This window comes from Pengzhenrongella phosphoraccumulans (assembly GCF_045689905.1).
GTDB classification, from domain to species: domain Bacteria; phylum Actinomycetota; class Actinomycetes; order Actinomycetales; family Cellulomonadaceae; genus Pengzhenrongella; species Pengzhenrongella phosphoraccumulans.
Genome location: NZ_CP144210.1, coordinates 4,753,148 through 4,766,523 on the forward strand (window position 1 = coordinate 4,753,148; position 13,376 = coordinate 4,766,523).

The 13,376-nt window shown below is 70.9% G+C and carries 13 protein-coding genes; 5 read left to right on the top strand and 8 right to left on the bottom strand.

From position 1 onward, the window contains the following. Window positions 1–51: 51 nt before the first annotated feature. The 6 genes from VTA80_RS22040 to VTA80_RS22065 form a co-directional block, all read right to left on the bottom strand. Window positions 52–1,215: an ABC transporter permease gene (locus tag VTA80_RS22040; protein WP_407343201.1), complete on the bottom strand. Its 1,164-nt coding sequence runs from the start codon at window positions 1,213–1,215 to the stop codon at window positions 52–54. Continuing rightward, window positions 1,212–2,378 carry an ABC transporter permease gene (locus tag VTA80_RS22045; RefSeq protein ID WP_407343202.1) on the bottom strand — a complete coding sequence of 389 codons (1,167 nt, stop codon included), beginning with the start codon at window positions 2,376–2,378 and terminating at the stop codon, window positions 1,212–1,214. Before VTA80_RS22045 ends, VTA80_RS22040 begins: the two co-directional genes overlap by 4 nt. Window positions 2,379–2,380: 2 nt before the next feature. After that, window positions 2,381–3,367 (bottom strand): ABC transporter ATP-binding protein, encoded by a 987-nt coding sequence (locus VTA80_RS22050; protein ID WP_407343203.1) that lies wholly within the window; start codon window positions 3,365–3,367, stop codon window positions 2,381–2,383. A gap of 89 nt (window positions 3,368–3,456) precedes the next feature. Next, window positions 3,457–3,912, bottom strand: coding sequence for a hypothetical protein (locus VTA80_RS22055; protein ID WP_407343204.1), 456 nt, complete (start codon window positions 3,910–3,912; stop codon window positions 3,457–3,459). Further along, window positions 3,909–4,997 carry a lactate/malate family dehydrogenase gene (locus VTA80_RS22060; RefSeq protein ID WP_407343205.1) on the bottom strand — a complete coding sequence of 363 codons (1,089 nt, stop codon included), beginning with the start codon at window positions 4,995–4,997 and terminating at the stop codon, window positions 3,909–3,911. The genes VTA80_RS22055 and VTA80_RS22060 overlap by 4 nt, the downstream gene beginning before the upstream one ends. Then, window positions 4,966–5,973, bottom strand: coding sequence for an EamA family transporter (locus VTA80_RS22065; RefSeq protein WP_407343206.1), 1,008 nt, complete (start codon window positions 5,971–5,973; stop codon window positions 4,966–4,968). Before VTA80_RS22065 ends, VTA80_RS22060 begins: the two co-directional genes overlap by 32 nt. An 85-nt stretch (window positions 5,974–6,058) precedes the next feature. On the opposite strand from VTA80_RS22065, the gene VTA80_RS22070 reads away from it, so the two are divergent. Continuing rightward, window positions 6,059–6,553: a MarR family winged helix-turn-helix transcriptional regulator gene (locus VTA80_RS22070; RefSeq protein WP_407343207.1), complete on the top strand. Its 495-nt coding sequence runs from the start codon at window positions 6,059–6,061 to the stop codon at window positions 6,551–6,553. A gap of 8 nt (window positions 6,554–6,561) precedes the next feature. Continuing rightward, complete coding sequence (locus VTA80_RS22075) at window positions 6,562–6,912, top strand: YrdB family protein (RefSeq protein ID WP_407343208.1); 351 nt, start codon at window positions 6,562–6,564, stop codon at window positions 6,910–6,912. On the opposite strand, the gene VTA80_RS22080 is transcribed toward VTA80_RS22075, so the two are convergent. Both VTA80_RS22080 and VTA80_RS22085 read right to left on the bottom strand, forming a co-directional pair. Beyond that, window positions 6,890–8,884, bottom strand: a complete 1,995-nt coding sequence (locus VTA80_RS22080; protein WP_407343209.1) for a glycoside hydrolase family 2 protein — start codon at window positions 8,882–8,884, stop codon at window positions 6,890–6,892. The genes VTA80_RS22075 and VTA80_RS22080 overlap by 23 nt on opposite strands. An 81-nt stretch (window positions 8,885–8,965) precedes the next feature. Next, on the bottom strand, window positions 8,966–9,994 hold the full coding sequence (locus VTA80_RS22085) for a LacI family DNA-binding transcriptional regulator (protein ID WP_407343210.1): 1,029 nt from the start codon (window positions 9,992–9,994) through the stop codon (window positions 8,966–8,968). 222 nt (window positions 9,995–10,216) lie between these two features. Here VTA80_RS22085 and VTA80_RS22090 point away from each other — a divergent pair, with 222 nt between their 5' ends. The 3 genes from VTA80_RS22090 to VTA80_RS22100 are packed head-to-tail and all read left to right on the top strand — an operon-like array spanning window position 10,217 to window position 13,367. After that, a complete protein-coding gene (locus tag VTA80_RS22090) occupies window positions 10,217–11,518 on the top strand; it encodes an ABC transporter substrate-binding protein (protein ID WP_407343211.1) in 1,302 nt (433 codons plus the stop codon). Then, window positions 11,511–12,449 carry a carbohydrate ABC transporter permease gene (locus tag VTA80_RS22095; protein WP_407343212.1) on the top strand — a complete coding sequence of 313 codons (939 nt, stop codon included), beginning with the start codon at window positions 11,511–11,513 and terminating at the stop codon, window positions 12,447–12,449. Before VTA80_RS22090 ends, VTA80_RS22095 begins: the two co-directional genes overlap by 8 nt. A 9-nt stretch (window positions 12,450–12,458) precedes the next feature. After that, window positions 12,459–13,367 (top strand): carbohydrate ABC transporter permease, encoded by a 909-nt coding sequence (locus VTA80_RS22100; protein ID WP_407343213.1) that lies wholly within the window; start codon window positions 12,459–12,461, stop codon window positions 13,365–13,367. The last annotated feature ends 9 nt before the right edge of the window (window positions 13,368–13,376 follow it).

Sequence of the window (13,376 nt, forward strand, 5' to 3'; positions counted from 1 at the left end):
GGCGAGAGGGTCACTCGCGACAACCCCGGACGCTTCCCGGCGAGCAGCAGCTCAGAGCGCGCGCGCCATGCTGCGGCGCAGCGCCAGCGTCCCCAGGGTCAGCGTCGCGACGGCCATGGCGACCAGGACGGCGAGCTGGGGCGCGATGTCGACCAGGCTCGCATCGTGCCGCTGGATCTGAGCGAACGCGTCGTACGCCCAGGCGTGCGGGGTGATGTGCGCGATGGTGCGGAGCGTGGCAGGGAAGAAGTCGAGCGGCAGCATGCACCCGCCCAGGGCCGCCAGCACCAGCCCCAGCCCGATCCCCACGCCGGACGCCGCCGCTTCGTTGTCGAGGACCGAGCCGATAAGCATCGCCGCCCCGGCCGCGACCGCGCTGAACGTGGCCAGCACGAGCAGCGAGAGCCAGATGTTGCCCCAGCTCACCTGGAACAGGACAGCGGTCGCCACCATGATGTAGGCGCCCTGGAACATGGCGATCGCGAACCGGCCCGTGGCCTGCCCGATCATCGCCTGGCCGGCCGAGACGGGGGCGGACAGCGTCCGGGCCATCACGCCGAGCCGCCGGGTCTGGATGAGGGTGGCCGACCCGGTGAGGGAGGCGAGGAACACGAACAGCAGCGTCTCGCCCGCCGCGCCGAGGTCGAACTTGCCGAGCCCGGAGAGCTCCTGGCTGATCTGGTTGACGTCCACCACGGTGAGGCTGGGCGGCGTCATCGCGTCTCGCGCGCCGGCCAGAGCTGCCCGTGCGGGAGCCTCGGGGATGCCCGCGGCGGCGAGGGCCGCGAGCTGACCACGTTCGGCCGCGAGGCCGGCGACCGCTGTGCGCACCCGCTGCAGCGTCGCCTGAGTGCCCTGCTGCGAGCCGGGCACCACCTCGAGCGTGACGTCCTCGCCGCCGTCGTACGCCGTGGCCGCGGCCGGCGAGATGAAGAGCCCGACGTCGGTCTGCCCGCGGGCGACCCGCTCGCGGACCGCATCGGTCGAGGCGACGGTGACCGTGACCCCGTTGGCTCGCAGCGCGGAGGTCGCCGCGGTGCGCAACGGGCTGTCGGCTCCGCTGACGGAGACGCTGCCTGCGCCGCCGCCCCCGCCGAACTGCGCGCCGAGGACGAGCACGAGCAGCAGCGGGAAGATGAAGACGAAGAAGATGTTCGAGCGGTCGCGCAGGAAGCGCTTCAGCTCGACGGCTGCGATCGCTCGCGCGGCCCTCACAGGTCCTTCCCCCGGTCCGGGATCAGGCGGGAGAGCGCGAGGCTGACCACTGCGAAGCCGAGCATGATCGCCACGGGGACCCCGATGTCGCCCAGGCCACCACCACCCGAGGTGATGCCGAGGCCGCGCGTGAACGCGGCGATCGGGTTGAGGCCGAGCAGGCGGTCGGCCAGGCCGGTGAGCGCGAGCGGGAAGAACGCCCCGCCCGCGATGCCAAGCAGGAGCGCGATGATCGACTGCACCATGCTGGCCTGCTCCGCCGTGCGCGCCACGCGCGCGATGACAAACATCAGCGACGTTCCGGCGGCGACGGCGCACAGCACGAGCGCGAGGACCGCCACCGGCGACCCGAACGAGACGTCGAAGAAGAGCGTGCCGGCGGTGAGCAGCACGCACGTCGCCACGGCGCCGAGGATGTAGCTCACCAGGCCCTTCGCGGCGACGATCAGCCCGGGCTGCATCGGCATCGAGCGCAGGCGCGCCATCGTGCCCTGCTCACGCTCCGCGACCAGCCCGAGGACCCCGAAACCGACGGTGAAGAGCAGGAACAGACCCGCCTGACCGGCGACGAGGCTCGCGGTGGAGCTCAGCTGCTCGGTGGAGGCCGTGCCCTCGACCAGCGTGAGGGACGGCCCCGCGGTAGCCGTTCCCGCGGCGAGCGCACCGAGCTGATCGACCGCGACGCCGCTCGCGGCACCGGCCGCGGCGGTCACCGCGCCCGCTGCGAGATGGTCGAGGACGCCCTGCACCACCGACCGCAGGATGTCCGTCTCGATGCCGGTCCCGTTGCCCTCGGTCAGCTCGACGGTGGTGGCCGCGCCCTTCGTGACCGCGTCGCCGAAGCCGGACGGGACCACGACCGCGAGCTCGGCAGAGCCGGCCCGCACGCGCTGCCGGGCCTCGTCGGCGGTCACGTCCTGCACCGTGACCTTGAGGCCGTCCACCTCGGTCAGAGCCGAGGTGACGGCGCCCGCGAGCGCGTCGTCGGCGGGCGCGGCGACCGCGACGGTGACCGGCTCGAGGGTGACGCCCCCAGAGCCGCCGGTCGTCAGGTTGAAGACGAACATCAACGCCAGCGGCACGACGAGCGCGAAGATGATGACGGACCGGTCCCTGACCCGCTGTCGCAGGTCCGAGGCGGTCATGATCCACAGCTGGCGCATCGTCAGTCCCGCAAGGCCTTCCCGGTCAGGTGCAGGAAGACCGACTCGAGGTCGGGTCGGGTGATCTCTACCTCGCTGAGCGTCATCCCGTGCGCGGTCGCCGTCGTCACGATGCTCGCCACGGCGCTCGGGGCGTCGCGCACGGTCAGCGTCAGGGCGCGGCCGTCGACGGCGACCTGCTCGACGGCGGCCAGGTCGCGCAGCGCCGACGCCGTGGCGTCGCTCACGCCCGCTCCGGCCAGGCGGATGTGGTCCACCCCGCCGATCAGGGTGATGAGCTCGCCCTGCGTGCCCTCGGCCTGGATCCGACCGGAGTCGATGATCGCGATGCGATCACACAGGCGCTCGGCCTCCTCCATGTAGTGCGTCGTGTAGAGCACCGCCATCCCCTCACCCGAGAGCGCCTCGACGGACTCGAGGATCGCGTTGCGCGACTGGGGGTCCACCCCGACCGTGGGTTCGTCGAGGATCAGCAGCGTGGGCTGGTGGAGCAGGCCGATGGCGATGTTCAGGCGACGCTTCATGCCACCGGAGTACTCCTTGGTGGCGTCCTTGGCGCGGTCGGACATGGCGATCAGCTCGAGCACCGTGTCGATGCGCTGGGACAGCTGCTTGCCGTGGAGCCCCTGCAGCCGCCCGAAGAAGGCGAGATTCTCCCGGCCCGAGAGCTCCGGGTAGATGGCCAGGTCCTGCGGCACCAGACCGATGTGACGCTTGACCGCTACTCCGCTCGGTCCCATCGCCTGCCCGGCGACCGTGATCGAACCGGCGTCGGCCGCGATCAGGCCGGCGACCATGGAGATCGTCGTCGTCTTGCCCGCGCCGTTCGGGCCGAGCAGTCCGTACGTCTCGCCCGCGCCGATGTGGAACGAGACGCCGTCGACGGCGGTCAGGTCGCCGTACCGGCGGACGAGGCCCTGGACCTCGAGCACGTGCTCCCGGGTGGGCCTGTCGGATCGCGCGCCCTGCGTGCCCACGCTGGTGGTCACTACCTGTCCCCCGTCGTCGACCGGCGACCGTGCTCGATCGGCCTGACCCGAAGCCTAGCGATCATCGGACCGGCAGGGCTCACCGGTTCTCAGACGGCGACGACGACCGTCGCCGTCATCGCCGCACCCTGCGCTCGAGCGTGCGCCACGACCGTGGACACGTCGGCGAGCGAGCCCTCGACCAGCACCAGCTGCCCAGCGGACGCGTCGCCCGACCACCGGACGCCGACGGCGGGCGGCGGGGTGAACGCAACCCCAGCGGGCATCTGCACGACGCCCGCGGCGCGCACCGCCGGGTCATCAGCCGATCGCACCTCGACCGAGCGGACCACCGACAACCGCTCCACCGTCCGCACGAGCAGCTGCTGGCGGCGCGGGCTCGCGCGGAACGTGACCGCGATCGTGCCGACGTCGCCGTCGACCGCGCCGGTCGCCAGGGACGAGAAGCTGACCCCGCGCGTCGAGAACACGCTGGTCAACGCGGTGAGCGTGCCCGGTCGGTCGGTCCCGCGCACCAGCACCACCCAGCTGTCCGCCGTGCTCATGCGACGTCCCGCTGCCGGCCGAGGCCGAACGGCACGAGCGCGGAATCGATCCGGTCTTGGCAACGCAGCAGCAGCGCGGCCTCGTCCGGTGCGGGCTCGTCGAGCAGCACGCGCGTCCAGCCCTCGGGGCCCAGCACGACGGGGGCGCCCAGCACGCCGCTGAGCGGCCGCCCGCCCACGCTCACCTCACCGTCGAGCACGACCTGCCCCGCCACGACGATCTCGCGCCCGTCGAGCAGCGTGTCGACGAGGTCGACCGTCGCGCTGGCCGTCGCGTTCGCGGTCTTCGCCCCGCTCGTATGGGTCAGCCACGGGCGCACGGCGACCCGCAGGTCCGGCGGCCAGGTGTCGATGAGGGCGAACGCGGCACCGATGCCGTCGGCGGCGATCGCGAGCAGGCGGCGCTGCGCCTCGGCTATCTCGTCGCCGAACGTCGCCAGCGTGCGGCCCCGACGCAGCCCCTCGACGGCCACCCGACGCTCCTCGACGTCGAGCCCGCTGATCCGCACGGTCGACCACAGCGGCACGAGGTCCGGGCCGTGCTGCCCGACGACGAACCCGCCGATCCGGTGCCGCCGAAGCCCGAGCGATGCCGCGATCTCGCTGCGGAACCGGAGCGTGTCGAGCCACGCCCCCATGCCGATCACCCGATGGCGCCCGAGCACGCGCGCCATCACCGCGACCCCGAGCTCGACCGGGTTCGACACCACGACGACGACCTCGTGCCCCGAGCCGTGCTCGAGCAGCGCCTGCGCGTACGACTCGAACACGGCGTGGTTGTCCGTCGCGAGCCGCGCCCGGTCATGAGTCCCGCCGGCCGTCGCGGGCGTGGTCAACCCGGCGGCCATCACCACGACGTCGGCCACCACATCACACGGTGCCAGGGCGACGTCGATCAGCGGGGCGTGCTCGTCGTACGCGTCGATGAGGTCCGCGCGCAGCCCGTACGTCGCGCGCGCCGACGCACCTCCCGGGCGCCCGACGAGCTGCAGCCGCGACGAGGTCGGCAGCACCCGCCGCGCGATGAGCTGCGTGCACACCTGTCGACCGACGTCACCCGTCGCCCCCAGCACCGCTATGTCCATGGCCCGACCGTACGGGGGCCGTGTGTCGTCCTTGTTGCGGCCCGCGAGCCGGTCCCCGATCGCCGACGCTCGTCGGCCCCACCTCGGTGCGGTCGGTGCGAAAGCGGTGTGGGGCGTCGTCGTCGGCCGCGGCGCGCTGAGCGGCGACGAGGCTCCCGAGCGCGAGGGCGACGCCGAGAAGCTGCCACCCGGTCAGGCTCTGGCTGAGCACGAGCCAGCCGGCGACCGCCGCGACCACCGGGCTGAGCAGGCCGAGGAAGGACACCCGGGCGGCCGGCAGGCGTTCCAGCCCGCGGAACCACAGCACGTACCCGAGCGCGGTGTTCACCAGGGCGAGGTACGCGAATCCACCGGCGTTGGCCGCGGTCAGACCAGCAGGCAGGCCCTCGACGGCCACCATCACGGGCGCGAGGAGGAGCCCACCGACGGCCAGCTGCCACCCGGTGAACGTGAGCAACGGCACCGGACGGCCCCACCGCTTGGTCAGCACGACCCCGAGCGCCATCGCGGCGGTCGCTGCCAGCCCGGCCACGACGCCGGCCGGGTCCAGTCGGGCCGAGGCCCGCAGCACCAGCAGCGCGACGCCGAGCACCGCGACCAGTCCGGCGACGACGGTCCGGACCCGGAGCCTGTCCCCCAGCAGCCGGATCGACAGCCCGGCCACGATCAGCGGCTGGACCGCGCCGAGGGTCGCGGCGACGCCCCCGGGCAGCCGGTAGGCGGCGAAGAACAGCAGCGCGAAGAACACCCCGATGTTCAGGGCCCCCAGCACCACGGCCTTCCACCACCACTCGCCGCGAGGCAGGCGGCGGCCGACGGCGATCAGCAGGAGCCCGGCCGGCAGCGCACGCAACGTGCCCGCCAGGAGCGGGCGGTCGGGCGGCAGCCACTGCGTGGTGACGAGGTACGTGGTGCCCCACAGGGCCGGAGCGAGCGCCGTGAGCGTCGTCAGTCGCAGCGAGGTCGTGCGGTGCATGGTGGGTCCTCTCGAATTATCTTAGATACTAAGATAGCGAGCGGTAAGCAAGTGTCAAGAAGGTCACTGGTGACATGCTTGGGCTATGGCTGACGACGGCGTGGACCGCATCCTCGAGCAATGGGCGCGCGAGCGGCCCGACCTCGACACCGAGGCGATGGGCATCTTCGGGCGCATCCTGCGCATCGCCAAGGCCGCCGGGGACGCGTCCGCGGAGACCTATGCGCGGTTCGGCATCACCCGGGGCGACTTCGACGTCCTGGCCACCCTGCGCCGCGCGGGAGAGCCGTTCGCCCTGTCGCCGTCGGCGCTGAGCGGGTCCCTGATGCTGACCTCGGGCGGGGTCACCCAACGGGTGGACCGGCTCGACAAGGCCGCGCTGGTGACCCGGGCCCCGGACCCGTCCGACCGGCGCGGGCAGATCGTGGCCCTGACCCCCCAGGGCCGTGAGCTCATCGATGCCGCCGTGGCCGCCGGCCTGCAGACCCAACGGCAGCTCCTCGACCCGCTGCCGCCGGCCACCCGCCACGAGCTGGACGCCTGCCTGCGCCAGGCCCTCGCGGCGATAGCTACCTCCTGAGCGCCGGGATGAAGCCGCTGCGGTACGCCTGCCTGGCGATCGCCTTCCTCCTGGAGCTGGCGGTGCTGCTCGCTGCCGGCTACGCCGGCTTCACCCTGCCCGACGCCGTCGCGACACGCATCGTCGTCGGGCTCGGGGCGCCGCTGCTGCTGGCGGTCCTGTGGGGGCTCTTCGCCGCACCCCGTGCCTCCAAGCCCCTGCGCGGCGCGGCGAACATCGCGTTTCAGATCGCCTGGTTCGGTACGGGGGTTGTCGCGCTGGCGATCACGGGCCGCACCGCAGCCGCGATCGCGCTGGCGGTCGTGTACGCGCTGAACTCGCTCGCGCTCCGGCTGCTCAGGCCAGTCGACCAGGCCTGACCGGCGGCATTCCGGACCCGGACGAGGCCCCGGCCAGCGTCAGGGCGGGCAGCTCGACAACCGCGTCTGGGGACCCGAGATCGGCTCCCGACCCGGCCTCCGTGCCTCGGATGATTCGGGCGATCTCGGCGAGCGGGAGCTTGGGGACCCGGTTCGCGTCGCAGAGCCCGTTCGCCTCCTGCATCGTGTCCGTGAGCTGGGTGTAGCAGAAGCCGGCGAGGAAGTCCGAGGCGACGACAGCGGCGACGAGCGTCGAGACCCGGTCGCGGAAGTCCGTCCGGGACGACGCGCTGGAGTAGCCCCAGGCGTCGTCGGACGAGGGGTGCTCCGCGAACTGGATGCCGCCGAACTCCGTGAGCATGACCGGCTGGCCGCGGTCGGGTTCCGCGGAGAGCCTGAGCCGGCGCCCGGCCGGACCCATCCCGGCAAAGAGCCGGTCCTTCGCCGCGGCGTCCGCGTAGCGCTCCCGCACGACGGGGGCGGCGGCCTCGTAGTCGTGCACGGACCAGATGTCCGAGTCCAGGTGCTCCCAGCCGTCGTTCGAGATGACGGGGCGGGTGGGATCGAGGGTCTTGGTCAGGTGGAACAGGGTGCGCGCGTAGTCCTGCATGGCTCGGTCGTGGGCGATGTGCTGCACGCCCCAGCTCTCGTTGAGCGGCACCCAGGTCACGATGCACGGATGGGAGGAATCTCGCTCCAGGACCTCGGTCCACTCCGCGATCATGCGGTTCACGGCCTTCGGCGTGAACTCCAGTGCGCTGGGCGCTTCGCCCCACACGAGCAACCCGAGCCTGTCGGCCCAGAACAAGAACCTGGGGTCTTCGACCTTCTGGTGCACCCGTGCGGCGTTGAACCCGAGGTCCTTGATCAGCTGCGCCTCGGCCCGCAACGCGTCGGCGCTCGGGCTGGCCAGGTGGGACTCGGGCCAGTAGCCCTGGCTGAGCACGGACCGTAGGTAGCAGGGGCGATCGTTGAGCAGGAACGTGCCTCGGTCGACGGCGACGGAACGGAGCCCGAGGTAGGAGTAGACGACGTCGCGGCCGTCGACCTCGGCGGCGTCGGGCTCGGTAGCGTAGGGCTCGGTGACGTCGGGCTCGAGAGTGACGACGGCGTCGAGCAGGCGCGGCTGGTCCGGCGCCCAGAGCAGGTCTTCGTACCCCTGGCCGTTGCGCTGGATCGGCAGCGAGATGACGGCCTCGACGCGGTGGTCCGCGGCCGGGACCACCACGGAGGCCAGCCGTTCGCCCTGGTGGCCGAGCGTGATCCTCAGCCGAGCACCCGGCGCCGGACGAGAGCTGAGGCGGACCGCGACCCGCACGCAGGCCGCCGGAAGGTCCGAGGTCCAGCGGACCGCCTCGATCGAGACTGCCGGGACCGCTTCGAGCCACACGGGCTGCCAGATTCCCGTGGTGCGGTGGTACCAGATCGAGTGGGGCTCGGCCTGCCAGTCCTGCTTCCCGCGGGGCTTGGACAGGTCGAGCGGGTCGTCTTCCACCCGCACGACCAAGGTCTGGGTCGCCCGATCGGGTTCGAGGGCATGGGTGATGTCGAAGTCGAACGGCGTGTGCCCGCCCTCATGCCCGCCGAGGAAGACGCCGTTGAGCCAGACCCCGCAGCGGTAGTCCACGGCGCCGAAGTGCAGGAGCACGCGCTCGCCGGTCGACGCAGGCCCGGCGGCGGCGAGGTCGGCCGCCTGGATCTCGCGGTGGTACCAGGCGACGGTGTGGTGCGTGGTGTCGTGGATGCCCGACGCCGCCGACTCGGGCGGGAACGGCACCGCGATGGTGCTGCCGAAGTGGGGGTCGACGTGCCAGCGAGCGGCGCGCCCCTCGTCGGCGTCGTCGTACTGGAACTTCCACGCCCCGGACAGGTCGGCCCACGCCGGACGAAGCAGCTGAGGTCGGGGGTAGGTGCCGTCCTGCATGCTCGCTCGCAGCTCGGTGGAGTCCTCACTGACGGCATCGGTGATCATGGACGCCAGTGTGTCCCACTTTTCTAGCGCTGTAAACCACGGCGTGTCGCGGGCGCCGGTCTCGTCCGATCCCCGAGGAAGCTAGCGCGCCAGAGAGGCGGCGTCGGCCGGCGCGCTCTCCCGGGTCACCAGCTCGAAATCGACGACGCGGTGGCGCCCCAGCCCGTCGAACCCCGCGATCCGCTCCTGCAGCATCTCCAGGGCGGCCTCGGCGATCGCGTGGGTGTTCGGGGAGATCGTCGTCAGGCTGGGATAGGTGAAGGCGGCCATGGAGATGTTGTCCCAGCCCGTGAGGGCGACGTCGCCCGGAACCGTGAGCCCGCGTTCTTGGATCGCGCGCAGCGCCCCGATCGCGGCGAGGTCGTCACGGCACACCAGGGCGTCGAACGTCACTCCATGGTCGAGCGCCGTGCCCACGGCCCTCGACGCGTCGTGCGAGGAGATCGCCTCGCTCGGCAGGAGCAGGGACATGTCGAGCCGCAGACCCGCGGTCTCGAGTGCTTCCTGGTAACCCATCAGTCGCTGGCTCGAGGTGGCGCTCTGACCGTGCTGCTCGTGGCCGACGAACCCGATCCGCGTCCGGCCCAGTCCGATGAGGTGCCGCGTCGCCTCGCGCGCGGCCGCCATGTTGTCGATCATGACGTGATCCACGCTCAACGGGGCAGCACCCTCTCCCAGGAGCACCAGGGGCACGTCGCCGCGGTGCAGGGCGATCTCGGAGGACGACATGACCGACGGCTGGAAGATGACGCCGTCGACCAGTCCCGCCTCGCTGCTGGACACCACAGCCCGCTCCCCCTCGAGGGTCCCGCCGGTCTGCTCGAGCAGGAGCCGGTAGCCGCGCCGGGTGGCGGCCGCGCTGACGATGCGGGCGAGCTCGGAGAAGTAGGGGATGCTGACGTCGGCGAAGGCCAGCGCGAGGAGACCCGTCTTGCCGGTGGCGAGGCGCCGCCCGAGCGCGTTCGGTCGGTAGCCGAGCTCGTCGATGGCCCGCTGGACCCGTTCGCGCATCGGGGCGCTGACGTGGGGGTAGTCGTGCACCACGTTGGACACGGTCTTCATCGAGACCCCGGCCACCCGGGCAACATCCTGGAGTCGAACCTTGGCCATCGTCGCGTTCCTCCCGAGTTCGGCACCGGGCACGTGGGTTCGGCGCCGCGATGACTCTACTGGCGCCCTGCGCGGGGCAACCGTGATCGTTTGACATTTATCATTACAGCGCTGTAAATTTGCCGCAAGTTCGAAGATGACCTAGCTCCCGGTGGGAGCGGCTTCACGGGCTGAGGGAATCACGCCGCGACGTCCGGGCGATCAGACTCAAAGGAGAGCACTGTGCACAAGAGGTTCAGTCGACGCGCCCTCGCGGCGGTCCTTGCCACGGGAATGGCAGCAACGCTTGCCGCCTGCGGCGACAGCTCCGCCACCACTGCCGACGGCGGCTCGAGCGATCAGCCCGTGACCATCAGCTTCTGGAACGGGTGGACCGGCGGCGCGGCCCCGGTCCTGGTTCCGAAGCTCGTCAAGGAGTTCAACGACTCCCACCCGAACATCACGGTCAAAGACGTGCCGATGGAATGGGGCGACATCTCCGCCAAGATGCCCCTCGCGGTGAAGGCCGGCAAAGGTCCCGACGTCTCGGTCGCCCACGGTGATGACCTCGCGACCTACGCGGCCCAGGGCCTCCTGCTCAAGAGCGACGACATCGTCAAGACGCTCGGCTACAGCGCGAGCGACTTCCCGGACGGGGTGTTCGACGCCGGGAACTACGCCGGCGCGCAGTACGCCATCCCGTGGAGCGTGACCCCGCTCGGGCTCTACGTGAACAAAGCGGTGCTCACCACGGCGGGCCTCGACCCGGCCGCGATCCCCACCGACCAGGCCTCGTACCTCACGGTGCTCGACGCGCTCAAGGCGGCCGGGGTCCAGGGCGAATGGGTCGACGGGTACGTCTTCACCGGCACCTTCGAGTTCGAGTCGTTGCTCTGGCAGTTCGGCGGCGACCTGTACAACAAGGACGTCTCCAAGGCCACCTTCAACTCTGAGGCCGGGGTCAAGGCCTTGACCTGGATGACCGACCTCGAGAAGAACGGCTACAGCCCCTCGGACGTCGCGCAGGACGGCAACTTCAACGCCCTGGTCGCCGGCCAGACCGCCTTCAACTGGAACGGCGTCTGGCAGACGACGAACGAGGCGCTGGCCAAGGTCGACTGGGTGGCCGCACCGGTACCGCAGATCGGCACGGAGAAGGCCGTCTGGTCGAGCTCGACCCACTGGGTGTTCATGAACAACAAGAACCAGGACGCCAACAAGACCGCCGCAGCCGCCACCTTCGTGAAGTGGATGAACGACCACTCCGCCGGGTGGGCCGCCACCGGTGAGCTCCCGGCCGACAACACGGTGCGCAACGACCCGACGCTGCTCGCCGAGTACCCCAACCTGAAGCCGTTCCTCGACCAGCTGCCCTACGCGCACTACGAGACGGTCTCCCCCGGGATCAACGCAGCCAACGCGATGATCACCACCGCGATCAATGAGGCCATCCTCGGCAAGAAGAGCCCCCAGCAGGCCCTCGACGACGCGGCCGCCCAGGCCGACCAACTGCTCGAGCAGAACAAGGCTCAGTACGGTGGCTAACACCGCCCTCGCTGTCTCCCTCCCCCGGGGCTCGCGCCCCGGGGGCACGGGGGCGCGCCGCAAGACCGGCACCGCGTACCTCTTCCTCGCGCCGTTCCTCGTCCTGTTCAGTGCCTTCGTGCTCGCCCCGGCGGTCTACGGCCTGTGGATCAGCCTGCACCGGTGGAACCCGCTGATGCCGAACCAGCCGTTCATCGGCCTGGAGAACTACACCCAGCTGTTCACCGCCGGGACCCTGACCTCCGGCGACTTCTGGGAGAGCATGCGGGCCACGGGCATCTTCACCGTGGCCAGCGTGCCGTTCCTGCTGGTCATCCCCCTGCTCATCGCCGCCCTGCTGAATCAGAAGATCCGGGGCGGCACCGTGTTCCGGGCCATCTTCTTCGCGCCGTACGTGCTCGGCGTCGCCGTCATCGGGGTGATCTGGAAGTACCTGCTCGACCCGCAGATGGGCGTCGTCAACCACGTGCTCGGGCTCTTCGGCCTGCCCTCGGACACACCGTGGACGGTCGACACGCCCTGGGTCTGGATCTCGCTCGTGGGAGTCACGATCTGGTGGACCCTCGGCTTCAACACCGTGATCCTGCTCGCCGGGCTCAAGGGCATCAACCCCGAGCTGTACGACGCTGCCGCCGTCGACGGCGCCGGCGCGATGCGCAAGTTTCTCAGCGTCACCCTGCCGGGCCTTCGGCCCGTGATGACCTTCGTGATCACCGTGACGATCCTGGCGTCGGCGAACATGTTCGGCCAGTCGTACCTGCTCACCAACGGCGGGCCCGGCCACGCCACCCGGACCGCGATCATGTACATCTCCGACCAGGGCCTGTCGCAGAACCAGATGGGCGCTGCGTCCGCCATGAGCTACGTCCTGTTCGCGTTCCTCGCCGTGATCAGCCTGATCAACTTCCGCCTCCAACGCGACAGGTCGTAAGTGATCCCCATGACAACCCACCTCGTTCCCCCGCGGCCGGCGCCGGACACAGCACCCCGGCCGAGCACCGCTGCCCGGCCGCGCTCCGGCGCCCGGCCGATGCGCCCGGGTCGTGCCGCCGTCTACGTGGTGCTGACCTTCACCGCGCTGCTGATCGTCGTGCCGCTGGTCTGGATCTTCCTGACCTCGTTCAAGACCGACTTCGATGCGATCAACACACCCGCCTCGCCGTGGCCGAACCCCTTCGTCACCGACGCCTACCAGACGCTGTCGAGCGGGCAGCAGCCGATCTTCCGGTGGTTCCTCAACAGCCTCGCGGCGGCGTCCCTGCAGACCGTGCTCATCCTCGTGACGGCGTCCATGGGCGCGTTCGCCCTGGCGCGCATGGATTTCCGGGGCAAGCGTGTCGTGTTCGGCGCCATCATCGCGACCCTGCTGGTCCCGCCCGTGATCTTCCTCATCCCGAACTACCTGATCGTGCAGAACCTCGGGTGGCTGGACACCCTCTGGGCCGTGTCCGTCCCCGGCGCCGCCGGCGCGTTCGGCATCTTCTTCCTGCGCCAGTTCTTCGTCGGGCTGCCGCTCGAGATCGAGGAGGCCGCCCGCATCGACGGCGCAGGCGACCTGCGCATCTTTCTCCAGATCGTCCTGCCGCTGTCCCGTCCCGCCATCGCCACGCTCGCCGTCCTGAGCTTCCTCGCCAACTGGAACGACTTCCTGTGGCCCGTCTACGTCCTGCTGAGCCCGGAGAACCTGACGCTGCAGCCGGGGCTCTCCGCGCTCCAAGGTGCGTACTCCACCCACTTCGGCATCGTGATGGCCGGCGCGGTCATCGCCTCGATCCCGGTCCTGATCATCTTCACCCTCGCCCAGCGCCAGATCGTCGAGAGCGTGGCCAGCTCAGGGATCAAGGGCTAGGCCGTGCAT

What these genes read in the sequence shown, in the direction of transcription:
- VTA80_RS22100 (WP_407343213.1), top strand. Translation starts at nt 12,459, where the DNA reads ATGACAACCCACCTCGTTCCCCCGCGGCCGGCGCCGGACACAGCACCC.
- VTA80_RS22080 (WP_407343209.1), bottom strand. Translation starts at nt 8,884, where the DNA reads ATGATCACCGATGCCGTCAGTGAGGACTCCACCGAGCTGCGAGCGAGC.
- VTA80_RS22045 (WP_407343202.1), bottom strand. Translation starts at nt 2,378, where the DNA reads ATGCGCCAGCTGTGGATCATGACCGCCTCGGACCTGCGACAGCGGGTC.
- VTA80_RS22085 (WP_407343210.1), bottom strand. Translation starts at nt 9,994, where the DNA reads ATGGCCAAGGTTCGACTCCAGGATGTTGCCCGGGTGGCCGGGGTCTCG.
- VTA80_RS22075 (WP_407343208.1), top strand. Translation starts at nt 6,562, where the DNA reads ATGAAGCCGCTGCGGTACGCCTGCCTGGCGATCGCCTTCCTCCTGGAG.
- VTA80_RS22065 (WP_407343206.1), bottom strand. Translation starts at nt 5,973, where the DNA reads ATGCACCGCACGACCTCGCTGCGACTGACGACGCTCACGGCGCTCGCT.
- VTA80_RS22055 (WP_407343204.1), bottom strand. Translation starts at nt 3,912, where the DNA reads ATGAGCACGGCGGACAGCTGGGTGGTGCTGGTGCGCGGGACCGACCGA.
- VTA80_RS22060 (WP_407343205.1), bottom strand. Translation starts at nt 4,997, where the DNA reads ATGGACATAGCGGTGCTGGGGGCGACGGGTGACGTCGGTCGACAGGTG.
- VTA80_RS22070 (WP_407343207.1), top strand. Translation starts at nt 6,059, where the DNA reads ATGGCTGACGACGGCGTGGACCGCATCCTCGAGCAATGGGCGCGCGAG.